Annotated in this window: 22 protein-coding genes; 6 read left to right on the top strand and 16 right to left on the bottom strand. The window is 61.1% G+C overall.

Features of this window, described 5'->3' with window-relative positions; genetic code table 11:
* Nucleotides 1-8 precede the first annotated feature (8 nt).
* The 10 genes from pcaD to pcaR all read right to left on the bottom strand — a co-directional run bounded on the left by pcaD (nt 9) and on the right by pcaR (nt 10,678).
* A complete protein-coding gene (gene pcaD / locus AB4N85_RS01520) occupies nt 9-800 on the bottom strand; it encodes a 3-oxoadipate enol-lactonase (RefSeq protein ID WP_252868918.1) in 792 nt (263 codons plus the stop codon).
* A gap of 11 nt (nt 801-811) precedes the next feature.
* A complete protein-coding gene (locus tag AB4N85_RS01515; protein WP_252868917.1) occupies nt 812-2,176 on the bottom strand; it encodes a 3-carboxy-cis,cis-muconate cycloisomerase in 1,365 nt (454 codons plus the stop codon).
* 45 nt (nt 2,177-2,221) lie between these two features.
* Nucleotides 2,222-3,517, bottom strand: a complete 1,296-nt coding sequence (locus AB4N85_RS01510) for an MFS family transporter (RefSeq protein ID WP_041478914.1) — start codon at nt 3,515-3,517, stop codon at nt 2,222-2,224.
* 261 nt (nt 3,518-3,778) lie between these two features.
* Nucleotides 3,779-4,345, bottom strand: a complete 567-nt coding sequence (gene pcaG, locus AB4N85_RS01505; RefSeq protein WP_076566302.1) for a protocatechuate 3,4-dioxygenase subunit alpha — start codon at nt 4,343-4,345, stop codon at nt 3,779-3,781.
* Nucleotide 4,346: 1 nt separating this feature from the next.
* The gene (pcaH, locus tag AB4N85_RS01500; RefSeq protein ID WP_041478916.1) at nt 4,347-5,051 is read right to left on the bottom strand and encodes a protocatechuate 3,4-dioxygenase subunit beta; all 705 of its coding nucleotides are present in this window, start codon (nt 5,049-5,051) and stop codon (nt 4,347-4,349) included.
* Nucleotides 5,052-5,087: 36 nt separating this feature from the next.
* Nucleotides 5,088-6,293: a 3-oxoadipyl-CoA thiolase gene (gene pcaF / locus AB4N85_RS01495; protein WP_252868916.1), complete on the bottom strand. Its 1,206-nt coding sequence runs from the start codon at nt 6,291-6,293 to the stop codon at nt 5,088-5,090.
* On the bottom strand, nt 6,290-7,069 hold the full coding sequence (locus tag AB4N85_RS01490) for a CoA-transferase subunit beta (RefSeq protein WP_016771341.1): 780 nt from the start codon (nt 7,067-7,069) through the stop codon (nt 6,290-6,292). Before AB4N85_RS01490 ends, pcaF begins: the two co-directional genes overlap by 4 nt.
* Nucleotides 7,069-7,926, bottom strand: coding sequence for a CoA transferase subunit A (locus tag AB4N85_RS01485; protein ID WP_073475850.1), 858 nt, complete (start codon nt 7,924-7,926; stop codon nt 7,069-7,071). The genes AB4N85_RS01490 and AB4N85_RS01485 overlap by 1 nt, the downstream gene beginning before the upstream one ends.
* Nucleotides 7,927-8,195: 269 nt before the next feature.
* Nucleotides 8,196-9,542, bottom strand: coding sequence for a 4-hydroxybenzoate transporter PcaK (locus AB4N85_RS01480; protein ID WP_073475852.1), 1,347 nt, complete (start codon nt 9,540-9,542; stop codon nt 8,196-8,198).
* 293 nt (nt 9,543-9,835) lie between these two features.
* A complete protein-coding gene (pcaR, locus tag AB4N85_RS01475) occupies nt 9,836-10,678 on the bottom strand; it encodes a pca regulon transcriptional regulator PcaR (RefSeq protein WP_016771343.1) in 843 nt (280 codons plus the stop codon).
* Between the two features lie 631 nt (nt 10,679-11,309).
* Here pcaR and AB4N85_RS01470 point away from each other — a divergent pair.
* Nucleotides 11,310-11,510, top strand: coding sequence for a hypothetical protein (locus AB4N85_RS01470; protein ID WP_008080067.1), 201 nt, complete (start codon nt 11,310-11,312; stop codon nt 11,508-11,510).
* Between the two features lie 370 nt (nt 11,511-11,880).
* A complete protein-coding gene (locus AB4N85_RS01465; RefSeq protein ID WP_016771345.1) occupies nt 11,881-13,356 on the top strand; it encodes an inorganic phosphate transporter in 1,476 nt (491 codons plus the stop codon).
* A 982-nt stretch (nt 13,357-14,338) separates the two neighbouring features.
* Here the strand turns inward: AB4N85_RS01465 and ccoM are convergent.
* The 3 genes from ccoM to AB4N85_RS01450 form a co-directional block, all read right to left on the bottom strand.
* Nucleotides 14,339-14,452, bottom strand: coding sequence for a cytochrome c oxidase subunit CcoM (gene ccoM / locus AB4N85_RS01460; protein ID WP_016771346.1), 114 nt, complete (start codon nt 14,450-14,452; stop codon nt 14,339-14,341).
* Nucleotides 14,453-14,601: 149 nt separating this feature from the next.
* Nucleotides 14,602-14,763, bottom strand: a complete 162-nt coding sequence (locus tag AB4N85_RS01455) for a hypothetical protein (protein ID WP_016771347.1) — start codon at nt 14,761-14,763, stop codon at nt 14,602-14,604.
* 94 nt (nt 14,764-14,857) lie between these two features.
* Nucleotides 14,858-15,199, bottom strand: coding sequence for a hypothetical protein (locus tag AB4N85_RS01450; protein WP_024011931.1), 342 nt, complete (start codon nt 15,197-15,199; stop codon nt 14,858-14,860).
* 240 nt (nt 15,200-15,439) lie between these two features.
* Between AB4N85_RS01450 and rapA the strand changes: the two genes are divergently transcribed.
* Entirely contained in the window at nt 15,440-18,286 is a 2,847-nt protein-coding gene (gene rapA / locus AB4N85_RS01445; RefSeq protein WP_252868915.1) for an RNA polymerase-associated protein RapA, read from the top strand.
* Nucleotides 18,287-18,396: 110 nt separating this feature from the next.
* Here the strand turns inward: rapA and AB4N85_RS01440 are convergent, their stop codons facing one another.
* Nucleotides 18,397-19,746 (bottom strand): spinster family MFS transporter, encoded by a 1,350-nt coding sequence (locus AB4N85_RS01440; RefSeq protein ID WP_056783397.1) that lies wholly within the window; start codon nt 19,744-19,746, stop codon nt 18,397-18,399.
* A 301-nt stretch (nt 19,747-20,047) separates the two neighbouring features.
* Between AB4N85_RS01440 and AB4N85_RS01435 the strand changes: the two genes are divergently transcribed.
* Nucleotides 20,048-20,416, top strand: a complete 369-nt coding sequence (locus AB4N85_RS01435; RefSeq protein WP_236168009.1) for a YkgJ family cysteine cluster protein — start codon at nt 20,048-20,050, stop codon at nt 20,414-20,416.
* Between the two features lie 150 nt (nt 20,417-20,566).
* Nucleotides 20,567-22,849, top strand: coding sequence for a putative bifunctional diguanylate cyclase/phosphodiesterase (locus tag AB4N85_RS01430; protein WP_252868914.1), 2,283 nt, complete (start codon nt 20,567-20,569; stop codon nt 22,847-22,849).
* On the opposite strand, the gene AB4N85_RS01425 is transcribed toward AB4N85_RS01430, so the two are convergent.
* A complete protein-coding gene (locus tag AB4N85_RS01425; protein WP_252868913.1) occupies nt 22,740-23,636 on the bottom strand; it encodes an NAD(P)-dependent oxidoreductase in 897 nt (298 codons plus the stop codon). The two genes, AB4N85_RS01430 and AB4N85_RS01425, sit on opposite strands and share 110 nt — an antisense overlap.
* A gap of 196 nt (nt 23,637-23,832) precedes the next feature.
* Between AB4N85_RS01425 and AB4N85_RS01420 the strand changes: the two genes are divergently transcribed.
* The gene (locus tag AB4N85_RS01420) at nt 23,833-26,031 is read left to right on the top strand and encodes a hypothetical protein (protein WP_095180557.1); all 2,199 of its coding nucleotides are present in this window, start codon (nt 23,833-23,835) and stop codon (nt 26,029-26,031) included.
* Nucleotides 26,032-26,315: 284 nt separating this feature from the next.
* On the opposite strand, the gene AB4N85_RS01415 is transcribed toward AB4N85_RS01420, so the two are convergent.
* Entirely contained in the window at nt 26,316-26,621 is a 306-nt protein-coding gene (locus AB4N85_RS01415; RefSeq protein WP_016771353.1) for a DUF2288 domain-containing protein, read from the bottom strand.
* Between the last annotated feature and the right edge of the window lie 72 nt (nt 26,622-26,693).

Genomic DNA, 26,693 nt, shown 5'->3' with positions numbered 1-26,693 from the left:
AATCTTCCTCACTGAGCCTGCAAAAACGCCAGCACACGGTCGCTGAAATCGGCGCCGGCCTGCACGTTGGACAAATGCGCCGCATGGAACTCGGCGTACTCGGCGTCGCGCACATGGTCGCGAATAAAGTGCCCGCCGGACGGCGGCGTCACCGCATCTTCGCTGCCGGCAATCACCAGCAACGGCACGTTGATCGAAGCCAGTTGTTCACGAAGATCGGCATCGCGCACGGCCGCGCAGTTGGCCGCATAGCCTTGTGGATTGGTTGCGGCAAGCATGTCGGTAATCTTCTTCGCCGCCTCGGGATGCGCTGCGGAAAAGTCCGGGGTAAACCAGCGCGCAATCGAGGCATCACGCAGCGCGACCATCGCCGCCGGGCCGTCGCGCAACACGGTTTCGATGCGTGGATTCCATACCGACGGATCGCCGATTTTCGCCGCCGTGTTGCACACGATCAGTTTGTGCAGACGATGGCCTGCGTTGATCCCCAGCCACTGACCGATCAGCCCGCCCATCGACAGTCCGCAGAAATGCGCGCGCTCGATATGCAGCGCATCGAGCAGACCGAGTACGTCATGGCCCAACTGCTCGATGCTGTACGGCCCTTCGGTGACCAGCGATTGCCCATGGCCGCGCGTGTCGAAACGCAGCACGCGGAAATGCTCGGTGAACGCCGGCATCTGCGCGTCCCACATGTGCAGGTCGGTGCCCAGCGAGTTGGACAGCACCAGCACCGGCGCAGCGGCCGGGCCTTCTATTTGATAGTGCAGTTCGCCATCGGCGAGTTGAACGAAAGCCACAGCCCTCTCCTTCAGACAGTCAAAGCGTTGTGTTCAGCCACCGCGCGCTCGACCCAGGCTTGCGCCTGGCCAAGGTAATGCGCGGGGTTCAGAAGATCATCGAGTTCAGCGCCACTGAGTTCGGCGGTGACTTGCGGCTCGTCAGCCAGCACCGCACGCAGATGGCGCTGCTCGGCCACGGCGCGTTTGCAGCATTGTTCGAGCAGGTGATGCGCGGTGTCGCGGCCGACGCGTTGGGCGAGGACGATGCTCACCGCTTCGGCCAGCACCAGGCCTTGGGTCAATTCGAGGTTGCGGGCCATGCGCGCCGCGTCGACTTCCAGACCGTCGGCCAGCAAACGCGCCTGTTGCAGCGAACCGGACACCAGGCAGCAGATCTCCGGCAAGGTTTCCCATTCGGCGTGCCACAAACCGAGGCTGCGTTCGTGTTCCTGCGGCATCGCGCTGAACAGCGTCGACACCAGCCCCGGCACCCGCGTGGCCGCGCCGATCAGCACCGCCGCGCCGACTGGATTGCGTTTGTGCGGCATGGTCGACGAACCACCCTTGCCCGGTGCGGCGGGCTCGAACACTTCCGCCGCTTCGGTCTGCATCAACAGGCTGATGTCGCGGCCGAATTTGCCGAGGCTGCCGGCGATCAGGCCAAGCACCGCGCCGAACTCGACGATGCGGTCACGCTGGGCGTGCCACGGTTGCTCGGGCAGGGTCAGTTGCAGTTCCTCGGCCAAGGCTTCGGCAATCGGCAACGCCTGTTCCCCCAGCGCCGCGAGCGTGCCGGAGGCGCCACCGAATTGCAGCACCAGCAGCCGTGGCTTCAGTTGTTGCAGACGCTGACGGCTGCGCGTGACGGCACCCAGCCATCCGGCGATTTTCATACCGAGGGTCACTGGCGTCGCGTGTTGCAGCCAGGTGCGACCGGCCAGTGGCGTGGCGGCGAAACGTTGTGCCTGAGTGGCGAGCGAGTCGGCCAGTTGTGCCAGTTGGTTTTCGATCAGCGCCAGCGCCTGGCGCAATTGCAAGACCAGCCCGGAATCCATCACGTCCTGACTGGTCGCGCCCAGATGCACATAGCGCTCGGCCTCGGCATCGCTCGAGGCGATCTGCTTGCCCAAGGCCTTGACCAGTGGAATCGCCGAATTGCCGGCCGTGGCAATCGCCTCGCCCAGCGCCGCGAAGTCATACAGACCGGCGTCGCACGCTGTGGCAATCGGTGCCACGGCCGATGAAGGAATCAGCCCGACCCGCGCCTCAGCCCGGGCCAGCGCCGCTTCGAAATCAAGCATCGCCTGCACCCGGCCCTGATCGCAGAACACTTCGCGCATATCGCGGGCGGTGAAGTAGGCATCGAACAATTGATTGCCCGGTCGCTGAGTCATAAACAGTCCTTGCCGGCGCGGGCCTCGCAGCCCGCGCACATGGGTTTACAGATCGTGGTGCAGATACTTCGCCTGCTTGGGCAAACGCAGGCTGAACAGGAAAGCCACCGCCATCATCGCCGTGACGTACCAGTAGAAGGCGTTTTCCATGCCGCCAGCCTTGAGGCTCAAGGCAACGAATTCCGCCGAACCACCGAAGATTGCATTCGCCACCGCGTAAGCCAGGCCGACACCAAGCGCGCGGACTTCCGGCGGGAACATCTCGGCTTTCACCAGACCGCTGATCGAGGTGTAGAAACTGACGATTGCCAGCGCCAGGGTGATCAGCACGAAGGCGAGGAACGGGCTGCTGATACTTTTCAGGCTGAGCAGAATCGGCACGGTGAACAGCGTGCCGAGGGCGCCGAACCAAAGCATCGAGTTACGCCGGCCGATCTTGTCGGCGAGCATGCCGAACAGCGGCTGCATGCACATATACAGGAACAGCGCGCCGGTCATGATGTAGCTGGCGGTCTTGGCGTGCATCCCGGCGGTGTTCACCAGGTATTTCTGCATGTAGGTGGTGAATGTGTAGAAAATCAGCGAGCCGCCAGCGGTGTAGCCGAGCACGGTGATGAACGCCGCTTTGTGATCGCGGAACAGTGCAGTGATGCTGCCGGCGTCTTTGTGTGCGCGGGTTTCTTTGTTGGTGGTTTCCTTCAGCGAACGACGCAGGAACAGCGAAATCAGCGCCGCCACCGCACCGACCACGAATGGAATCCGCCAGCCGTAGGCACGCAGGTCTTCTTCAGTGAGGAACTGTTGCAGCACCACCACCAGCGACACCGCCAGCAATTGCCCGCCAATCAGCGTCACGTACTGGAACGAGGCGAAGAATCCGCGCTGGCCCTTGAGCGCGACTTCGCTCATGTAAGTCGCGGTGGTGCCGTACTCGCCGCCGACCGACAGACCTTGCAGCAAACGCGCGAACAGCAACAGCACCGGTGCCCAGACGCCGATGTCCTTGTAGGTCGGCAAACAGGCGATCAGCAACGAGCCGAAGCACATCATCAGAATCGAGATGAGCATCGAGTTCTTGCGCCCGTGCTTGTCAGCGACCCGGCCGAAAATCCAGCCACCAATCGGACGCATCAGGAACCCGGCAGCGAACACGCCAGCGGTGTTGACCAGTTGCACGGTGGGGTTATCGGAGGGGAAAAACGCCGGGGCAAAATAGATCGCGCAGAAGGCGTAGACGTAGAAGTCGAACCATTCGACGAGGTTGCCGGACGAAGCGCCGACGATAGCGAAGATGCGCTTGCTGCGCTCTTCGCCGGTGTAGTGGGAGGTGGTGGTTGTCATTGTTTTTCACTCGATAGGGACAGTCACAGTCTAGACATACTTTGCAACAGTCCCGTTCCACATCGGATCATCACCCACGTCTGGATCAGCCTTTGTGGCGAGGGGATTTATCCCCGCTCGAGTGCGAAGCACTCGCAAATCAGATACACGCGGTTCATCTGAATACCGCGCCGACTGGTTTTTGGGGCTGCTTCGCAGCCCAGCGGGGATAAATCCCCTCACCACAGGGACTCTGTCCTGCAGGGGATTTGGGGTGTTCTCTCAATAATCGAAGAACACCGTCTCGGCATCGGTGCCCTGCAGAACTACATTCCACTGGTACACACCCGACGCATCCGCCTTGGCCAGCAACGTCTGGCGACGCTCCGCCGGCACACATTCCAGCAACGGATCAGCCACGTTCGCCGGTTCACCTTCAAAATAAATCCGCGTCAGCAAATGCTTGACCAGACCACGGGCAAACACCAGCACCACCAGATGCGGCGCTTGGGTCGAGCCTTTCAACCCCGGCACGGTGCCCGGTTTGATCGTGGTGAAACGGAAGCGCCCTTCGGCGTCCACCGGTACCCGGCCGAAGCCTTCGAAATTCGGGTCGAGCGGTTTGTCCTGCTGATCTTCCGGGTGGTCGTACTTGCCGGCGGCGTTGGCCTGCCAGACTTCGAGCATGGCGTCGTTGACGACATCGCCATTGCCATCCACCACTTGGCCGGTGATTGCCACGCGCTCGCCGAGGGTCAGCTCGTTGGCCAGGGTTTCGCGGTTCAGCCAGGTCAGGCCGATGTGGTAATACGGCCCGACGGTGTGGGACGTGGTCGCATAGAGCGTCATCTTATTTCTCCATCGGCGTGGCTTCACGGCCGCGCAGCACGATGTCCCAGCGGTAACCGAGGGCGTAGGACGGAATGGTTTTTTCCAGATCGAAACTGGCGATCAGGCGTTCCTTGGCCGAAGTGTCCGGCACGCAGTTGTAGATCGGGTCATACGCCAGCAGCGGGTCGCCGGGGAAGTACATCTGCGTGACCAGACGCGTAAGAATGCTCGGCCCAAACAGGGAAAAGTGGATGTGCGCCGGGCGCCAGGCGTTGTGGTGGTTGCCCCACGGATAGGCGCCGGGCTTGATGGTCTGGAACTGGTACCAGCCATCTGCATCGGTGACGGTGCGGCCGGTGCCGGTGAAGTTCGGGTCCAGCGGCGCGTCGTGCAGGTCACGGGCATGGTTGTAGCGGCCGGCGGCATTGGCCTGCCAGATCTCCACCAGAATCCCCGGCACCGGCAGACCGTCCTCGTCGAGCACGCGGCCGTGAATGATGATGCGCTCGCCCAATGGCTCGCCGTCGTGCTGAGCGGTCAGGTCATTGTCCTTCTCGGCAACGTGTTCGGCGCCGATGGTCGGCCCGGTGATTTCCGAGAGTGAATGGGGCAGGTGCACCAACGGCTTGGACGGCGAGCGCAGGTTGGTGGATTGATACGTCGGGTGCAGGTAGTCAGGCTGAGTGCCTGCCTGTGGGCGACGGTAACCAGGCTTGTCAGTCATTTCGCTTTCCTCAGTTCTTGTAAGTGCCGCAGCGCGTCAGACACGTTCGATGGCCAGGGCCAGACCCTGGCCGACACCGACGCACATGGTCGCCAGACCTTTCTTGCCGCCGGTCTTTTCCAACTGATGCAGCGCGGTCAGTACCAGACGCGCACCGCTCATGCCCAACGGGTGACCGAGGGCAATCGCGCCGCCATTCGGGTTGACCTGCGCGGCGTCGTCGGCCAGACCCAGTTCACGCAGCACCGCCAGGCCTTGGCTGGCAAACGCTTCGTTGAGTTCGATCACATCAAAATCGCTGACCGCGACGCCAAGGCGCTCGGCGAGTTTGCGCACCGCCGGCACCGGGCCGATGCCCATCACCCGTGGTGCGACACCGGCGCTGGCCATGCCGAGCACTTTTGCGCGGGCGGTCAGGCCGTGTTTTTTCACCGCTTCGGCCGAAGCCAGAATCAGCGCAGCAGCACCATCGTTGACCCCCGAGGCATTGCCGGCGGTGACGGTTTTGTCCGCGCCGTTGACCGGTTTCAACTTGGTCAACGCTTCAATCGTGGTATCGGCGCGCGGATGTTCGTCCTGGCTAACCACGGTTTCGCCCTTCTTGTGGGCAATCCGTACTTCAACAATTTCTTCGGCGAAGTAACCGGCGGCCTGCGCGGCGGCGGCACGTTGCTGACTGCGCAAGGCAAAGGCGTCCTGATCTGCGCGCGAGACCTTATAGTCGTCGGCGACGTTGTCAGCGGTTTGCGGCATGGCATCGACGCCGTACTGCGCCTTCATCAGCGGGTTGATGAAACGCCAGCCGATGGTGGTGTCCTCCAGCTTCATGTTGCGCGAGAACGCCGCGTCGGCCTTGCCCATCACGAATGGCGCGCGGGACATCGACTCGACGCCACCGGCAATCGCCAACTCCATCTCGCCACTGGCGATAGCGCGGAATGCGGTGCCGATCGCGTCCATGCCCGAAGCGCAGAGGCGATTGAGCGTAACGCCGGGCACGCTGTCCGGCAGTCCCGCCAGCAGCAGCGCCATGCGCGCAACGTTGCGGTTGTCTTCGCCGGCCTGATTGGCGCAGCCGAGGAACACCTCATCGACGGCGTTCCAGTCCACCGATGGATTGCGCTCCATCAGGGCCTTGATCGGCACGGCGGCCAGGTCGTCGGCGCGCACGGCGGACAATGCGCCACCGAAGCGGCCAATGGGGGTGCGAATCGCGTCGCAGATATACACGTCACGCATCATGCTTCTCCCGGTGCCTGACCGTGGGCGGCAGCGGTGCGCGCTTCAAGATCACGCAGCGCCGTCAGCTCGACTTCGGTCGGCTCAGCGGTGGTTTCAACAGAGTCGGCAAAACGAATCGCCCAACCGGTGGCGGCGACCACTTGCTCGCGGGTCACGCCCGGATGCAGCGCGGTGACCACGAATTCGTGGGTACCCTCCTCCGGTTCCATGATGCACAGGTCGGTGATGATGCCCACCGGCCCAGCGCCCGGCAGGCCCAGCCGTTTACGCGAATCGCCACCTTCGCCGTGACCGACCGAGGTGATGAAATCGAGCTTGTCGACAAACGAACGCGCCGACTGTTTAAGGATGATCAGCACGCTTTTCGCCGAACCGGCAATCTCCGGCGCGCCACCGGCACCCGGCAGGCGCACTTTCGGCGCGTGGTAGTCGCCGACCACGGTGGTGTTGATGTTGCCGAAACGGTCGACCTGCGCGGCGCCGAGGAAGCCAACGTCGATGCGCCCGCCCTGCAACCAATAGCGAAAAATCTCACCGGTCGGCACCACGGTGTCGGCGGTCTCGGCCAGCTCACCGTCACCGATGGACAGCGGCAGTACGCTCGGCTTGGCGCCAATCGGGCCGGATTCGTAAATCAGCACCACGTCCGGCGATGAAGTCAGGCGCGCGAGGTTGGCGGCTTTCGATGGCAGGCCGATGCCGACGAAGCATACCGAGCCGTTCTTCAGGCGCCGGGCCGCCGCGACGGTCATCATTTCATTGGTGGTGTAAGTCATTACTTGGCCTCCGAAGCAGCGGCCAATTTGGCCTGGAATTCGCTGAAGTCAGCGCAGCCATGGATGTATTCGTTGATCCACGCGGTAAACGTCTCACGGTCGCGAGCGATCGGGTCCCACGCCTGATAGAAACGATTGTCACGCTCGGTGTAACCGTGGGCGTAGGACGGATGCGCGCCGCCCGGCACGTGACAGACCGCACTCAAGGCCCAGGTCGGCAGTACGCAAGCGTTCATCGGTGCGTTGAGGTCATCGACGATTTCTTCCACGGTGACGATGCAGCGTTTGGCGGCCAGCGCGGCTTCTTTCTGCACACCGAGAATGCCCCAGAGCAGCACGTTGCCTTTGCGGTCGGCCTTTTGCGCGTGGATCACGGTGACGTCCGGGCGCACCGATGGCACTGCCGCCAGCACTTCGCCGGTGAACGGACAGGTCACGGTTTTGATCAGCGGATTGACCTTCGGCAGGTCGGAGCCGGCGTAGGCACGCAGCACCGCGAACGGCAGGCCGGACGCGCCGGCAACGTAGGCGTTGGCGAGGTCGGCGTGGCTGTGCTCTTCGATTTCCAGCGGATGCGGCCATTGTTTCTCGACCGCGTCACGCAGACGGTGCAGCGAGCCCACGCCCGGGTTGCCGCCCCAGGAGAAAATCAGTTTGCGCGCGCAACCGGCGCCGATCAGTTGGTCGTAGATCAGGTCAGGCGTCATCCGCACCAGCGTCAGATCTTTCTTGCCTTGACGAATGATTTCATGACCCGCTGCCGTAGGGATCAGGTGAGTGAAGCCTTCGAGGGCGACGGTATCGCCGTCGTTGACGAATTGCTTCACCGCGTCGTGCAGCGAAAGGATCTCAGCCATGGAGCGGGCTCCTGTTCTTGTAAGGAATCGCCAGTGATAAAAAGGCGCGAGGTTCAGCGCCGGAGTCACTGAAGATTAAGCTCGGGAAATTCGCCAAACAATCCGATAATCGACTGAGTGTTCGTTTATCGAACGGATTGTTGTTCAGCTAACAATCAGATCAAAAGCTTCGCGAGCAGGCTCGCTCCCACCTTGGAATGCATTCCAGAATGTGGGAGCGAGCCTGCTCGCGAAGGGGCCAGCCTGTTCAATAACGATCTGCGCCCGATTCAGGTCGCATCCGCATGACTGACCATGCCCTTGATCAACACCGCCGCCGTCGCCAACCCCGCCGGGATCACCAGCGCGGTCAGCACTTGCTCGAAATTCCAGCCCAGGCCGAGCAAGGTTGCGCCCATCCACGCGCCAAGAATCGCGCCAAAGCGCCCGATGCCGAGCATCCACGACACCCCGGTCGCGCGGCCTTGCGTCGGGTAGAAGCGTGCTGCCAATGACGGCATCGCCGATTGCGCGCCGTTGACGCACATGCCTGCGACCAGCACCAGCGTCGCCAGCAAGGTGATGTTGCCCAGGCTTTGCCCTACCGCGTAGGCAAACACCCCGGCCAGCAGGTAGAAAATGCCGATGACCTTGTGCGGATTGAAGCGGTCCATCGCCCAGCCCACCCCGACCGCGCTCAACACGCCGCCAAACTGGAACAACGCGCCAATGAACGCGGCCTGTTCCATGCTCGCACCGCTGTCGCGCATCAGCGTCGGCAGCCAACTGGTCAGCAGGTATACGATCACCAGGCCCATGAAATAGGTCAGCCACAACAGCAGGGTGCCGGTGCTGTAAGTGCCGGAGAAAATCACTGCGAAAACGTTACGCGCCTTGACGGTTTTCTGTTCCGGCACGCTGAAGCTCGCAGCCTGGGCGACGGTAACCGGGTCGATCGGCGCGAGGGTCTTGCGTACTTTGTCGGTGCCACGGTTGCGTACCACCAGGTAGCGCGCCGACTCCGGCAGCCAGAACACCAATACCACCGCGAGGATCAGCGGCAGGATCCCGCCGATCATCAGCAGCGCGTGCCAGCCGAACGCCGGGATCAGTTTTGCCGAGATGAAACCGCCGCCGGCCATGCCGAGGTTGAAGCCGCAGAACATGCTGGTCACCAGCAGCGACTTCTTGCGCTCCGGGGTGTATTCCGAGAGCAGCGTCGTGGCGTTGGGCATGCCCGCGCCGAGACCGAGGCCGGTGAGGAAGCGCAACACCAGCAGTTGTTCAACGTTGGTGCTGTAAGCCGAGGCCAGGCTGAAGCCGCCGAACAGAATCACCGCACCAACGAGTACGACTTTGCGCCCGAAGCGGTCAGCCAAAGGGCCGGAGCCGAGGGCGCCGAAGACCATGCCGATCAGCGCGGCACTCATCACCGGGCCGAGGCTGGCGCGATCAATGCCCCAGTCTTGCGACAGCGCCGGGGCGATGAAGCCCATGGCGGCGGTGTCGAGGCCGTCGAGAAATACGATCAGGAAACACAGGATCACCACTCGCCACTGATAGCGCGAGATCGGTTGGGCGTTGATAAAGGTCTGCACATCGAGGCAGTTACCCACAGCGGACTGAGGCTGGTTCATTATTTTTATTCCACGCAAAAAACGCAGTCGAACGGCGGCCGGCCAAAGGAAGGCACGGTCACAAGAATAGAAGGTTGTTATCAGGCGTTGCGGTGAACCCGGCAACAACGGGTGGGATACAGACAGTCGGGGAGCGAGCGCATGGTGAGTTGCCTCTTGTCATTATTATGGGGTCGACAGTCCGGCGAGCTCATTCACATCAGCGCCGGATGACGCTGCCGCGACATTAATGATCCGAGGGTTTTAGCGTCAATTCGATAAACGCAACACTGTGCGTTTATCGAACAGCTTCCTCAGGCGAACAGCTGCGCGCTGAGGTCGCGACTGGCGCTGAGCAGTCCGGGCAAGAAGCGCTGCTCCAGCTCGGCGCGGCTGACCCGCCCGGCGTGGGTGCTGACATTCAGCGCCGCGACCACTTGCCCGGAGGCGTCGTAAACCGGCACGGCGATCGAACGCAGGCCCTGTTCCAGTTCCTGATCGACAATGCACCAGCCCTGCTGACGCACCTGCTGCAAACATTCGAGCAACGCGTCCGGGGTATGAATGGTGCGGCTGGTCTTGGCCACCAGTTCGGCGTGGTCGAGGTATTCGCCCAGGGAGGTGTCATCCAGTGCCGCTAGCAGAATCCGCCCCATCGACGTGCAATACGCCGGCAACCGCCCACCGACGGAAAGGTCGACCGAGATCAATCGCTGAGTGGTCGCCGAACGCGCGATATAGAGAATGTCATCGCCCTCCAGCGTCGCCATGTTGCAGGCTTCGTGCAGTTGCTCGCTCATACGGTCGAGATACGGCTGTGCGGAAACGGCCAGCGGGGTTGAGGACAGATAGGCGTGGCCGAGGGTCAGCACTTTTGGCAGCAGCGAATAGGTGCGCCCGTCGGTGGTGGCGTAGCCGAGTTTGATCAGCGTGTGCAGGCAACGGCGCACGGCGGCGCGGGGAATTTCCGTGCGATGACTGATCTGCGCGATGGTCAGGTGGCGTTTACGTTCCTGAAACGCCTGCACCACCGCCAGACCACGGGCCAGGGAGGTCATGAAATCCGGATCACCGGTCAGCGCCTGAATGCGCTTGGCCGGCGAAGCGACGATGGGCGGCGCCACCGACGTGAAGGAGTTGCGCATTTGATCGTTCATTTCTTGTCCTTGTCCGGCACGCATCGATGCCTAGTCAAACGGCTCGCCGCGCGATGCACAAGCATCGCGGCGCCAACATTGGGCGATTATCGAACCGCCGACCGATAATCGCAATCCAGCCGCCCGCCCTCCTCTTCATCCTTGAGGCAGCTTTAGCGATTCTGCTCGCAACTTAGTTGTTCCAGTTAATGGCGCCAAAAACAGAACGCCTGTTCTATAACGCGGTCTTTACACTTAACTAGCGGTAAAAGTTGCCGGTAACAAAACCCTCACACATTCAGAACCGTTTTTAACTTGGCAAAGATAGTCATTCCCGAATCGGCCGCTATAATGCACCCTAGTCGCGGCGCTTTAATCAAAAGCCCGCGACTTGCTGAAACGAGGTCCTTCGTCTCAGCTCCGGCCAGCGCCCGGCGCCCATCACACATGCAACGCCAGCGCTCGCTGAAACAGGAAACTGATGCTGCGTCAGTTTTTATCTGGTGCCGTAGCCGCCTGTAACACGGAAGTCTTGATCGCCTCTCCAATGCCACCCGGCCTGATCGGGCTGTGGATGACTGGCGGGTTCGCTCAATTGACTCGTTGCAGTGTGTTTCACCGGATATTCAATTCAACTCATACAGGTAGCACCGTGACGAAAGACGAACTGCGCGCGGAACTAGAGCGCCAGGAACAACGTTACAAGGAAGTTTACGGCGGGGAAGTCACCACCTACGCCGCTCAGCCGGAACCGGAACGCAAGGCATGGCGCAAGCGCCCTACTGTTCAGGATCAGGTGTTCAAGCAGGAAATCGAAAAGATCGAAAAGGAACTCAAAGCCGAAGAGCCATGAGCCACGGCGGTTGAGCATTCGAAAGTCGGCGTCCACCTGAGCCACAGCGCGGTGGAAGACGACACCTCGCGCGCCCGCTAACCGCGGGCAGCGGCTGCATCGCTGTTCTGCGGCTTATGAACGAGCGTCCCACAGGTTTCAGAGATATTTCAGACAAGCGTTTGAGCCTTTGCGATGTCTGAAAAAACGGCTCGAAAATATAGTTTATTCAATAAAATCAAGTAGTTGAAAAACCCTGCGTGCTGCTTGGTTTTCACGCCCTGCAACAAATTAAATCGAAGAAGGGTGTGACCAGTGAGCAGACGGGGCATCGATTTCCTGTCTTTTCTGGCATAATCGCGCCCCCTTACGACCGGGTCAGAAAACCTTCATGATCGATTTATTCAGCGGACTGGATGCTTGGGTGCTTGTGAGCCTCTTGCTCGCCCTGACGTTTGTCCTCGCCTTCGAGTTCATCAATGGATTTCATGACACCGCTAACGCGGTAGCCACTGTTATCTACACCAAAGCCATGCCGCCACACCTGGCGGTGTTCTTTTCCGGTGTGTTCAATTTCCTCGGCGTGCTGCTGGGCGGCGTTGGCGTGGCGTATGCCATCGTCCACCTGCTGCCGGTTGAACTGCTGATCAATGTGAACACCGGCCATGGCCTGGCGATGGTGTTCTCGTTGCTCGCCGCGGCAATCGCCTGGAATTTGGGCACCTGGTACTTCGGTATCCCGGCTTCCAGCTCGCACACCCTGATCGGCTCGATCCTCGGCGTCGGTCTGGCCAACGCGCTGATCAACGACATTCCGTTGAGAGATGGCGTGAACTGGCAGAAAGCGATCGACATCGGCGCCTCGCTGGTGTTCTCGCCGATGGCCGGCTTCCTCATCGCCGCGCTGGTGCTGATCGGCCTGAAATGGTGGCGCCCGCTGTCGAAGATGCACAAGACGCCGGAACAGCGCCGCAAGATCGACGACAAAAAGCACCCGCCGTTCTGGAACCGTCTGGTCCTGGTGATCTCGGCCATGGCCGTGAGCTTCGTGCACGGTTCCAACGACGGCCAGAAAGGCATCGGCCTGATCATGCTGGTGCTGATCGGTATCGTCCCGGCGCAGTTCGTACTCGATCTGAACAGCACCACCTACCAGATCGAACGCACCCGCGACGCGACCCTGCACCTGAGCCAGTTCTACCAGCGCAACGCCGATTCGCTGGGTGAGTTCCTGGCCCTGGGCAAGAGCGTGGAAGGCGACCTGCCGGAGAAATTCCGCTGCAACCCGCAGCAGACCGAACCGACCATCACCGCCCTGCTGCATACCCTCAAAGGTGTAGCGGACTACCATTCGCTGTCGTCGGACAGCCGCATCGAAGTGCGTCGCTACCTGCTCTGCCTGGACGACACGGCCAAGAAAGTCGGCAAGCTGCCAGGCCTCGAAGCCCGTGAAAAGGCTGACCTCGACAAGCTGCGCAAAGACCTGACCACCACCACTGAATACGCCCCGTTCTGGGTGATTCTGGCGGTCGCCCTGGCCCTGGGCCTGGGCACCATGGTCGGCTGGAAGCGTGTGGTGCTGACCATTGGCGAGAAGATCGGCAAGCAGGGCATGACCTATTCCCAGGGCATGTCGGCGCAGATCACCACCGCCAGTTTGATCGGCATGGCCAACATCTTCAGCCTGCCGGTGTCGACCACTCATGTGTTGTCTTCGGGTGTGGCCGGGACCATGGTTGCCAACAAGAGCGGCCTGCAGGGTGGCACGGTCAAGACTATTCTGCTGGCCTGGGTGTTGACCTTGCCTGCGACCGTGGCGCTGTCGGCCGGGTTGTTCTGGTTGGCTTCGAAGGCTTTGGGTAGTTGATCGATTGTTGCTTGTGAAGGAGGCGCGATTCTTTGGAATCGCGCCTTTTTTGTTTGAGGCTGTGTGTATATCCGTTGCTGCGGTAACGGCCTCTTATGGTTTCGCTCTTACAGCGAGTCACCTTTCCCAAACGCCGAAAAGGTAACCCAAAAGGCTTTGCCCCGGCGTACGGCCCGCTCGCTGGAGCTCGGGGTACCTTCGTTACGGGACCGATCCGGGCGCAGCGGCTCCGGTTGGCTTCGCTGCACCTACACTCGCTGTGTACGACTACGTCGTACGGTCGCTGCGCTCCCACCCCCGGATCGATCCCGTAACGAAGCCTGCCGAAGGGGCAAAAGATCAAAAGCAAAAGCCAAAGCCAGATCAAGAGCCCCTCACCCTAGCCCTCTCCCAGAGGGAGAGGGGACTGACCGAGGTGTTTGGGCGAAACACGCCGACTTGCGATACCGAGTCGAATGCAGGTTTTGAACACCGCAAAAATCGGCTCCCTCTCCCTCGGGAGAGGGCTGGGGTGAGGGGCGAATCCACCGAAAATCTCAAGCCATGCGACGCTTCTAACCACTCAACAATGAGCGCAAGCTCGAGTGCTTTTGATCTACGGGCGACGTCGGAAGGCTGAGCGGAGGGATTGATCCGGGCGTGGGAGCGCAGCGACCGTCTGGCGCAGCCAGACACAGCGGAAGGAGGTGCAGCGAAGCAAACCGTAGCCGCTGCGCCCGGATCAGTCCCGGAGCGAAGGGACCCGAGCCTGCGAGGGCCGAACGCAGGAGCTAGCGTTTTTTGCTTACTTTTTTAGGCGCTTGTAAAAAAGTAAGTCGCCGTCAGGCGAAACCGCCAGCAGCCGCTACCGAAGCAACGGATATTCACCCAACCCCCCAACAGCCTGGTGGGCCCAAAGGCCGCCAAGGCCGCCAAGGCACAAAAAAAAGGGGCAACCGAAGTCGCCCCAAAATGCCTTGCGTGCCCATCAATCCAGAAGAACTCACTTGCGCCGCTTATGCGCATCCTTCCAGATAAAAAATCCAAACCCTGCAAAAAACAGCACCATGAGCCCCACCGTGAGAACCCCGGCAAACACCACGTTATCGAAAAACATGACTGACCTCCCGGCCCTGCTTTGCTTTGCTGCGATGGACTCAAATTAACAAACACACAGGCGCACATATTGATCAGGATCAATATCCGCAACGAAGGGAAATAAAGGAGGGGAAATAACTGATCTGCATCAACCAATGCAGCGGGAGATCAACGCTTTTTCGGCTTGTTCTTCGACTTTTTCTTGGCTTTTCCCAACGGCATCGCCTGCTCGAAAGCCTGGCGCACTTCGTTCAGGCGCTTTTCGTTGAGGTCATGCACTCGCTTGGCGCGTTCAGTGCTTAGGTCGATCAGTTTGTCGTCTTGGCTCATGGCGTCCGGCACATCGCAGAAGAGATCACAGCTGCCGTCACCGACAGGATTGCGCCAATCATGCCGCTTGGCGCAGGCGCTGACCAGTCGCTGCTCAAATCTCGATATCAACCCACAAGCCCTGACGCGGCTGATCGTCTATCAGCGGCACCACCGGCACGGTGTTGTCGGCGTTCAGCTCAGTGCCCGGCACGGCCAGATGCTCTTCCGGATCCTCATCCGCCTCGCGGCGCCGACGGTCACGTTCCTGTTGGCGGCGCTGTTCTTCGCGCGCGAGCAGACGATCCTCTTCCGGATCACGCTTCTGCAGATCGATCGTGCTTTCGTTGGAGCTTTCCTGCACCGGCACCACCGGCGGGATGTCCGGCCGCTGGCGGATCGGATCCTGCTGGGAAGTGATCGGCACGGCGCTCAAGGGGAGCATCGGTGGCAACATATAAAGGTCTCCTGTCTGCAGGCTATCGGCTGGGGTGCAGGCGCCTTGAGCCGCCTGTCGTAATTGTGTGATGCACCTCGCACCCGCAGGCTGCGATCTTTCATGGGACAACGCAAAACCCAAGTGTTCCCACAGATCAAAAGATCGCAGCCTTCGGCAGCTCCTACGCCAGTAATCTTTGGCCCTGAAGCCCTCATTCCGTTAAGATAGCCCGCTTTTTCAAGGTGGGAGTCAGGCAGCATGGCGCAGCAGTATCAACCGGGGCAACGCTGGATCAGTGACAGCGAAGCAGAGCTTGGTTTAGGCACCGTTCTGGCACAGGACGGCCGCTTGCTGACCGTGCTTTACCCGGCCACTGGCGAAACCCGCCAGTACGCGCTACGGAATGCGCCCCTGACCCGCGTGCGGTTCTCGCCGGGCGACTCCATCACCCATTTCGAAGGCTGGAAGATGACCGTGCAGCAGGTCGACGACGTCGACGGGCTGATGGTCTATCACGGCCTCAACGGGCAGAACGAAGTCGTCACGCTGCCGGAAACCCAGCTGTCGAACTTCATTCAGTTCCGTCTGGCCAGCGACCGCCTGTTCGCCGGACAGATCGACCCGCTGCCGTGGTTCTCCCTGCGCTACAACACTCTTGAACACACCAGCCGCCAGTTGCAGTCCTCGCTGTGGGGCCTGGGTGGCGTGCGTGCGCAACCGATCGCGCACCAGTTGCACATCGCCCGCGAAGTCGCCGACCGTATCGCCCCGCGCGTATTGCTGGCGGACGAAGTGGGTCTGGGTAAAACCATCGAAGCCGGTCTGGTCATCCATCGCCAACTGCTTTCGGGCCGCGCCAACCGCGTGCTGATCCTTGTCCCGGAAAACCTCCAGCATCAGTGGCTGGTGGAGATGCGCCGCCGCTTCAATCTGCAGGTCGCGCTGTTCGACGAAGAACGCTTTATCGAAAGCGATGCCACCAACCCGTTCGAAGACACACAACTGGCGCTGGTCGCGCTGGAGTGGCTGGTCGACGACGAGAAGGCGCAGGACGCCTTGTTCGCCGCCGGTTGGGACCTGATGGTGGTCGACGAAGCGCACCACCTGGTCTGGCATGAAGACAAGGCCAGCGCGGAATATTCGCTGGTCGAGCAACTGGCCGAAGTGATTCCCGGCGTGCTGCTGCTCACCGCCACCCCGGAACAACTCGGTCAGGACAGCCACTTCGCCCGTCTGCGCCTGCTTGACCCGAATCGTTTCCACGACCTGGCCGCGTTCCGCGCCGAGAGCGACAACTATCGCCCGGTCGCCGAAGCCGTGCAGGAACTGCTCGACAAGGGCCGCCTCTCGGCCGAAGCGCACAAGACCATTCACGGTTTCCTCGGCAACGAAGGCGAAGCCCTGCTCACCGCCGTCAACGATGGCGACACTGAAGCCAGCGCCCGCCTCGTCCGTGAGCTGCTCGATCGCCACGGCACCGGTCGCGTGCTGTTCCGTAATACCCGCGCGGCCGTGCAGGGTTTCCCGGAGCGCAAACTGCATCCGTACCCGTTGCCGTGCCCGGACGAATACCTCGAACTGCCGCTGGGCGAACACGCCGAGCTGTACCCGGAAGTCAGCTTCCAGGCGCAGCCGGACGCCAGCGAAGAAGAGCGCTGGTGGAAATTCGATCCGCGCGTCGAGTGGCTGATCGATCAGCTGAAAATGCTCAAGCGCACCAAGGTGCTGGTGATCTGCGCCCACGCCGAAACCGCGATGGACCTGGAAGACGCGTTGCGCGTGCGTTCCGGCATCCCGGCCACGGTGTTCCACGAAGGCATGAACATCCTCGAGCGTGACCGCGCCGCCGCCTACTTCGCTGATGAAGAGTTCGGCGCGCAAGTGCTGATCTGCTCGGAAATCGGCAGTGAGGGTCGCAACTTCCAGTTCGCTCATCATCTGGTGCTGTTCGATCTGCCGTCGCACCCGGACCTGCTCGAGCAGCGTATCGGTCGTCTTGACCGGATCGGCCAGAAACACATCATCGAACTGCACGTGCCGTACCTGGAAACCAGCCCGCAAGAGCGCCTGTTCCAGTGGTACCACGAAGCGCTCAACGCCTTCCTCAACACATGCCCGACCGGCAACGCCTTGCAGCATCAGTTCGGCCCACGCCTGCTGCCGCTGCTCGAAGAAGCCGATGACGGCGAGTGGCAAGCGCTGATCGACGAAGCACGCGCCGAGCGTGAGCGTCTCGAAGCCGAGCTGCACACCGGTCGCGACCGTCTGCTGGAATTGAATTCCGGCGGCGCTGGCGAAGGTGAAGCGCTGGTCGAGGCGATTCTCGAGCAGGACGATCAGTTCGCCCTGCCGATCTACATGGAAACCCTGTTCGACGCGTTCGGCATCGACAGCGAAGACCATTCGGAAAACGCCCTGATCCTCAAGCCGAGCGAGAAGATGCTCGACGCCAGTTTCCCGCTGGGCGACGACGAAGGCGTGACCATCACTTACGACCGCAACCAGGCGCTGTCGCGCGAAGACATGCAGTTCATCACCTGGGAACACCCGATGGTGCAGGGCGGCATGGATCTGGTGCTGTCCGGTTCGATGGGCAACACCGCCGTCGCGCTGATCAAGAACAAGGCGCTGAAGCCGGGCACCGTGTTGCTGGAATTGCTCTACGTCAGCGAAGTGGTCGCACCGCGCTCGCTGCAACTGGGTCGCTACCTGCCACCGGCGGCGCTGCGTTGCCTGCTCGATGCCAATGGCAACGACTTGTCGCCACGGGTGTCGTTCGAAACCCTCAACGATCAGCTGGAAAGCGTTCCCCGCGCCAGCGCCAACAAGTTCATCCAGGCCCAGCGCGATCAGCTGACGCCACGGATCAATGCCGGCGAAGAAAAGATCGCTCCGCGTCACGCCGAACGTGTGGCCGAAGCGCGCCGCCGTCTGGCCGCCGACACCGACGAAGAACTGGCGCGCCTGACCGCCTTGCAAGCGGTCAACCCGACCGTGCGCGACAGCGAACTGGAGGCGTTGCGCACTCAGCGTGAGCAAGGTCTGGCGATGCTCGACAAAGCGGCGTTGCGCCTGGAAGCGATTCGGGTGCTGGTGGCGGGCTAACCGCCCCGCTTCACCACTGAAAACCAAGAGGCCCGCAGTGATGCGGGCCGATCGTTCCCACGCTCTGCGTGGGAACGATCATGTGGGAGCGAGCCTGCTCGCGAAAACGGTCAGGCAGTCGCCGCAGAAATTTCAGGCTCAACCACCGCCACCAACCCCTCCTTCATCCGCTGTGCATCGCGAACAAAACACCGCGATGCCAGAAACAGAAAGACCATGGTCAGGAACAGCGCTACCGGGATCAGGTACATCGCGTCGTGCAGGCCGACAGCCTTGAACGCTTCGGTCATCTGCTCAGCCCCTGCCGCCAGCATCGCCGTGTGCGCGAAGTGATCCGACAGACCACCCACGACCACCGGCCCCAACCCGCCGCCGAGCAGATACAGACCGGCGAAGAACAACGCCATCGCCGTGGCCCGCAGGCGCGGTTCGACGACGTCCTGAATCGCCGTGTACACGCAGGTATAGAAGTTGTAAGCGAACAGCCAGCCAACGCTGAACACCGCGACGAACACGCCGATCTCAATGCGCCCGGCATGCAGCGCCCAGGCTGTGCACAACGTCGAAATGATCAGACTGAACGCGGCAAACAGCAGCCGCCCACTGGCGAAGCGCTGGTGGATCTTGTCGGCGATCCAGCCGCCAAGGGTCAGCCCGACCAATCCCGTCACGCCAACGATCAACCCGGTTGCCACCGCCGCCTCCTGCAACGGCATGAGAAAGTAGCGTTGCAGCATCGGCACCAGAAACGAGTTGCAGGCATAGGTCGCGAAGTTGAAGCACAGCCCGGCCATCACCAACCACAGGAAGGTCGGCACAGCGAGAACGCGGCGGATAGGCCTGTCGACTTTCTCCTGCGAAACCTGCACGGTTTCAGCCGCGCCGCGTTTCGGCTCTTTGATGAAGAACATGAACACCGCGAGGATCAGCCCCGGCACGGCGGCGATGAAGAACGGCGCGCGCCAGCTGTCGAACGCCTTGACCATCGCGCCGATGGTGAAGAACGCCAGCAGCAGCCCCAGCGGCAGGCCAAGCATGAAAATACCCATCGCCCGCGCCCGACGGTGCGCCGGAAACAGATCGCCGATCAGCGAGTTGGCCGCTGGTGCATAACTGGCTTCGCCGATGCCGATGCCCATGCGCACGATCAAAAAGCTCCAGAAACTGCCGACCATACCGTTGACCGCAGTCAGCGCACTCCAGGTGGCCAGGCCCCAGCCCATCAGTTTGCTGCGTGAACCGGTGTCGGCCATGCGCCCGAGTGGCAGGCCGGCAATGGCGTAAACGATGGTGAACGCGGTGCCGATGATGCCCAGCTGAAAGTCGCTGAGGTGCCATTCCATGCGGATCGGTTCGATGATGATCGCCGGGATGGTGCGGTCGAAGAAATTGAACAGGTTGGCGAGGAACAGCAGGAACAGAATGCGCCAGGCATTCGCCGCTTGGGTCGAGTTCTGCATGGGTCCGTCTCTTTATTGTTATGAGGGCTTCACTGCCAGCGCGTCGAGCCCGGAACCTGCAATCTAGTCAGCCGCGCGGGGGCTGTCTGTCATCATTCGTCAGCCTGATATCGACCCATCGCACTGTAACGAAACGTAAGCCCTTGATAACTCTGGAATCCCCCGCCATACGGGGCTTTCGCGGCAAAATCCGGCGACAAAAAAATAGTTTCGCGCCCCCCTTCCCAACGGCATGGCAAAGTCTAGAATGGCCGCCGGATCCGTCCGGATCTTCCGATCAATCCCTTTGATACCCCCGCCCATGTCCGAAGCCAGTCCGTGTCTGAATTGCGGTGCCTGCTGTTCCCATTTTCGTGTGTCTTTTTTCTGGGGTGAGTGCTCATCCTCTGGCGGGACGGTGCCCGATGAACTGGTCGCGCAGATCACCCCGAGCCGGGTGGCAATGATCGGCACCGATCGCAAACCGGCGCGTTGCATGTCCCTGGCGGGTGAGGTCGGCAGTGCCGTGGCCTGCACGATCTATGACAAGCGCTCGAGTACCTGCCGCGAGTTCGAGGCGTCGTGGGAGAACGGCGAACACAACCCGGACTGCGACAAGGCCCGCGCTGCCCACGGCCTGCCCCCCTTGCCGCCACACTGGAATAATCTGCCGCTGGAGCGCACTGCCTGAGCCTTAGCGCAAATCGCTATGAGGCTAATGGCAAAATCATTACCACCAATGTGCCACTACGCCTTGCAGCGTGAAAACCGCCTCTATACTCCATCCATTCGCCTGCGTTGATTGACGCACGGGCCAGATGAATCCGAGACGGGGCATGCTATGGAGTGGCTTGGTTTGCAGTTTGTTGCCGAGCTGCCGGCGAGCGGGCAGATTCTCCTCGATTGCAGCCACAACCCTTTGTTGGTGATGGTGGCCTACCTGGTCGCCTGCGCGGCGAGTTTCGCCACCCTGGACATGGCAGAGCGCCTGGTACATGCCGAAGATCCGGGGTCGCGGCGAATCTGGCGCTGGATCGGCGCGACCTGCCTGGCCGGCGGCATCTGGGCCATGCACTTCATCGGCATGCTGGCCTTCCAGACCCCCATCGATATTCAGTACGACCTCGGCATCACCCTCTTGTCGTTACTGATCGCCCTGCTCGCCTCGTGGCTGGCCATGCACACCCTCAGTGAGGTGCAGCCGAGCGCGTTGCATTGCCTGAAGACCGCGTTTGTCATCGGCTTGGGCATCGCTGGCATGCATTACGTCGGCATGGCCGCGATGAAGTCGAGCGCCACCGCCTACTATCAGCCAGGGCTGTTCGCGCTGTCGGTGCTGATTGCCATCGGCGCCAGCTTCACCGCGCTCTGGGTGGCGCGCTATCTCAGCGAAGGCAGCGGCGTCGCGCATCAATTGCTCAAGTACAGCGCGGCGCTGATTCTCGGCGCCGGCATCATCAGCATGCACTTCACCGGCATGGCTGCGCTGGATCTGGTGCTTCCCGAAGGTGCCCTGGCAGCGAGCGGCAGTGAAACCGGGCATTTGCAGCTGGGCCTGACCGTGGCGCTGATCATCCTGTTGATTCTCGGCAGTGCGATCAGCGCCGCCCTCGCCGACAAGAAACTGCAGAACAAGGAAAACGACCTGCGCCGGGTCAACGCCCTGCTCAGCCAACTCGATCAGGCGCGCATGTCCCTGCAGCAAGCGGCCAATTACGACGCGCTGACCAATCTGATCAACCGCCGTGGTTTCAACCAGATGTTCGCCGAAAAACTCAACCAGAAAGCCAGCGAGGGCGGCATGCTCGCGGTGATGTTTCTCGACATCGACCACTTCAAGCGCATCAACGATAGCCTCGGCCATGATGCCGGTGACGCGCTGCTCAAAGTCATCGCCCAGCACATCAAAAGCTCGGTGCGCAGCCACGAAGACGTGGTCGCGCGGTTCGGCGGCGACGAGTTTTGCATCCTCATCAGCCTGCGCGACCGCGAAGAGGCGCGCGGTATGGCGCAGCGCATCATGCACAAGATGAAAGAGCCGATCGAACTGGCCGGCCGGCGCATGGTGATGACCACCAGCATCGGCATCAGCCTGTTTCCCGAAGACGGCACTACCTGCGAAGAGCTGCTCAAACACGCCGACCTGGCCCTGTACCAATCCAAAGGCGCCGGGCGCAACGGTCTGCACTTCTTCAATTCCAGCCTGAAGACCCGCGCCAGTTTCGAGCTGCAACTGGAAGAAGAACTGCGCAGTGCGCTACGGCAAGACAACGCGCTGATGCTCTACTACCAGCCGATCTTCGAAGTGAAAACCGGACGCGTGACCAAGCTCGAGGCGCTGATTCGCTGGCAGCATCCGGTTCACGGTTTGCTCACACCGGATCGCTTCATAGGTATCGCCGAGAACAACGGTTTGATCGCCGAACTGGACAATTGGGTGCTGCGCCGCGCCTGCAAGGATCTTGGCGAGCTGTCGCGGCATGGTTGTGCCGAATTGAAAATCGCCTGGAACTGCTCGCCGCTGAATCTGGCGCGCGAAGAGCTGGCCGAGGAGATTGAGCACGCCTTGCACACGGCGGGCGTTGCCCCGGAACGCCTGGAACTGGAGGTCACCGAAAACGCCTTGATGGGCAATATCGCCGACACTCTGGTGCTGCTGCGGCAAATCCGCGCCCTCGGTGTGTCGCTGTCGATCGATGATTTCGGCACCGGCTATTCGTCGCTGGCCTACCTCAAGCGCCTGCCGCTGAACACCCTGAAAATCGACCGCTCGTTCATCCTCGACATTCCCACCGCCACGGCGGACATGGAGATCGTGCAGGCGATCATCGTCATGGCCCACACCCTGCATCTGCAGGTGGTCACCGAGGGCGTCGAGAGCCTGGAGCAATATGAGTTTCTCGAACGTTCGGGCTGCGACTTCATTCAGGGTTATCTGCTCAGCCGCCCGGTGCCGCTGGACGAATTGCGCGCGGTGCTCGATGAAATCAACCAGCGCGAACCCGTGCTCGGGGTCAATCCGTTGAGTCTGGCGCGCGATACATTTGCACCAGCGTCGCTGGATCCTTCGCTAAAAAGCCTTGCGCCCCATGCAGGCGCATCAATTGTGCGGCCAATCCGCTGATTGGCGTCGCCGAGCCCTGCTCGCGGGAAAATTTCACTGCTGTGTCGAGATCCTTGAGCAGCGTGCGCACGTGCCACTTGACCGGTTCGAAACGGCTTTCGGCCATTTGCGGGGCAAGGATCTGCAACGGCTTCGAATCAGCAAAGCCACCGGCCAGCGCCTCGGCGATCAGACTGGCATCGACCCCGGCCTGCTCGGCCAGCGCCACCACTTCGGCAATCACCAGCGCATTGCAGGCGACGATCATCTGGTTGCAGGCCTTGGTCACCTGGCCGGCGCCAATGCCGCCCATGTGCGTGACGCGCTGACCAAGGCTGAGCAGCACCGGGCGCACGCGCTCAAGATCTGCCGCTGCACCACCGACCATGATTGCCAGACTGCCGGCCTCGGCGCCGACCACGCCGCCGGACACTGGTGAATCGAGCCAGCCCATGGCGGTTTTCTCGGCCAGCGCTGCGGCCATCTCGCGAGTCGCGGTCGGTTCAAGACTGGAGAAATCCACCAATAGCTGGCCGTTTTTTGCCCCTTCGGCGATACCGCCAGTGCCAAACACCACTTCACGCACCACGGCGGTATCGGCCAGACACAGCATGACGATGTCGGCGTGTGCGCACAGTTCGGCAGGGCTCGATACCTGGCGGGCGCCGGCCGCAACCAGCGGTGCGCACTTGTCCGGGTTGCGGTTCCACACCGTCAACGGGTAACCCGCCGCCAGCAGACGCCGGCACATGGGCAGGCCCATCAGGCCGATTCCGGCAAACCCCAACGAAGGTAGCGTTGACATCATTTCGCCTCTTTTCGATTAAAGATCACCGAATCATGGCCGATTCATCAACGATCAGGAAAGGATTCCGCCCGGCGATCAGACCAGCCAGCACTACGACGCCCGGGCCGTATTCGCGCACACAAGACGCGAGATCTTATTCCGTGAGGTTCGCCGGCACTGTTCGGCGGGCCAACCCAGTCCAGGTAAATGGCGCACCATGACCTCTAAAAACAACCCCGCCAGTGCAACAGCCGATCTGACCCTGAGCCCCGCCGCGAACAGCGCGTCATTATCCAGACCGACGCCGCCTTCGCGTCCGCTGTCGACCCAGCAATACCTGTACTTCACCGAAACCAACACTGACCGCATCCTCGATAACCTCGACGGCCTGCGCGATTCGGTATTCCCGCGCCCGGCGCATCAGGAAGGCGACAACGAGCAGCACAACGACCAGGAATTTCCCTCGGTGTGCCTGATCGGCCTCGGTCGCTGCGGCTCCAACATCGCCCTCGACGTGGCGGAGCTGGTGTACAACGCGCGCAAGTTCTACCTCAACGAATTCAACAACGAAGACCGCCCGAGCGACCGACGCCTGGCCGACAAGGGCTACAGCCCGGCGCAGTGGATCAAGAACAACCTGCGCATCGGCACCAGCAAATCGACCAAACCGGTGTTTCTGGTCGAACCGCTGGTGATGCTTGGCGACCTCGACAAGGACATCGCCGGGCGCATCCGTTTCTCGCGCAAGGGCGAGAAAAGCGGCTTTCTGCGCGACTACAGCAAAATGAAGATCATGGACTTGTCCGAAGTCCACGCCGGTGGCGCCGGTAACGCGCCGATCCTCGGCCAGTACCTGGCGAAGATCATCCTCAACAAGGACACTCAGCGCTTCTCCAGCCCCGACTGGAAAATGATCCACTCGTACCTGATCGACAGCTGCGGGATCAAGGCCAACCAGTCGCGACTGTATTTCTCGATCTTCAGTGCCGGCGGCGGTACCGGTTCGGGCATGGCCTCGGAGTTCGGTCTGGCGCAGCAGCACTCGTACATGAACAAGACCTTCGACACCAAGCCGATGGACGAGCATGACGGCAAGAGCGGCCATTCGTTTGTCTTTGAGCCGATCTTCACCAGCGGCATCTGCGTGCTGCCGAACATTTCCGACCACCGCAGCGAAATGTCCGAAGCGCTGCACATCAACGCCGGGCGCCTGCTGTGCAAATACCTGTCGGAGGAATGGGATTTCTCCTACAACTTCGCCAACGAAGACAGCAGCGAAGCCAGCGTGATGGGGCGTATCCGCCCGTGGAACGCGATGATGCTGATCTCCAACGACATCATGCGTTACGCCGAAGAAAGCGATGACGGCAATATCCAGAACATTGATGTCAATGCCATGGAGAAGCATGCCAACCAGTACATCTCGCAGCAGATCTTCAATATTCTGACGGCGCAGGCAGTCACCACCGACTACGACCAGAACTACTTCCGCCGCGCCGGCATCGACATCGGCGAAACCATCCGCCTGGATGCCAACGACCTGTTCATGAGTCTGGCCGGCCCGGTGGCGATTGCCTACGCCGAATCGGTAGTCCCGGAAACTCCGCCGCCGAGCAGCGACAAGTTCAAGGTCTTCGATAAAGAGCCGCAGCGCCTGAACATCGACGACCTGTTCTTCCGTTCGATCGACCTGCCGCACTTCAACAAGGTCACTCAGGCCATCGAAGGCATCAGCCTGCTGCCGATCGAATCCAAGCGTTATCGCGCTTCGCTTGAGCAGTACAAGAATTCCGGCTACGACGCCGCCGCGCTGCACGATTTGCACTTCTTCAAGAATTGCTCGTCGGTGGTCTCGATCGTCTCGCTGCCGAAAGACTACAAACTGTCGTACATGGATCTGAACCGGTTGAAGACCCACCTCAACAGCCTGTTCCCCAACACCACGCTCAAGCGCTACGCGCTGGTGATCGGCGCTTCGGCCAACCTGTCGCTGACCACCCTGATCGCCAAGAGCCCGTGCCTGTCGGACGACTTCCTCACACTGATCGTGGCATTCATCAAGCGCTGCTTCGCGAAGAACCCGTACCGTTTCGACGAAACGCTGGACAACTCGATTCTCGACTTCATCATTCAGGAAGACTTCGACGAGGAGCGGATCGACGACCTGCTCAACGAATTCGAAAACCCGGCGAAGATCCTCGATACCAACTGGTACGCGATCAAACCGATGTACGAAAAGAAATACCGTGAGTTGATCAACGACAAGGACAAGTTCGTCTCGATCAATGACATTCGCCTGTCACGCGATTGCGTGAAGAAGTCGATCAAGTACCTGCGCGAGATCTACCGCCACCGGATTGGCAAGACCAAGGTCATTTCGCTGAATAACCATACCGGGAAGACTTACTCGGTCTGATCCAGCACCGAGTCGCCCCATTCGCGAGCAGGCTCGCTCCCACAGGAAAGTGCATTCCAGTGTGGGAGCGAGCCTGCTCGCGAAGGCGCCCTCGACTTCACCGACAAACTCCAACACTGCGAACATTCAGAAACAATTAAGCGACCCTCAGGCCGCTCCATAAACTGTTCCCGTTACGTTTACGTCACCGTGAGGCGTGGCATTTCTCCACGGCAAGGTGCCATCACGCTACTCCGCTACACACTTGCGGCGCGGCAATCGAGGCGCCAAAAGGGTGCAGGCAATTAAACGGCCGCCCTTTCCTGGATCAGAATCCACGGCGAAACCACCACGGCCCACAGCTGCGGATCACGTTCGAAAATATCCAGCGCCCGCGTTTCAGACAGCTTGGCGACCTTGTCGTCGGCCAGCCAGGCCGCGACTTTCTCGCCTTCATCCGAGGCCACGGCCTCGGCGGCGGCGATCAAATCCAGGTCAGGGTCGACCCACAATAGGGCACCCTTGGCGAAGAACGGCTCCAGCTCTTTCCAGGTAATAGATGCCGTTTCACCAAGCAGCTTGGCATAGAGGGTGCTAGGTTCTTGATTCATGGGAGCTGTCCGGAAAAGAAATCGACGCGAATGATAACGTCGGTGGTCCGGCAGAAAAACCCGGTTGCAAAT

The sequence above is a fragment of the Pseudomonas sp. H1_G08 genome (assembly GCF_054681355.1).
This window is presented reverse-complemented; position numbering and strand designations above follow the sequence as displayed.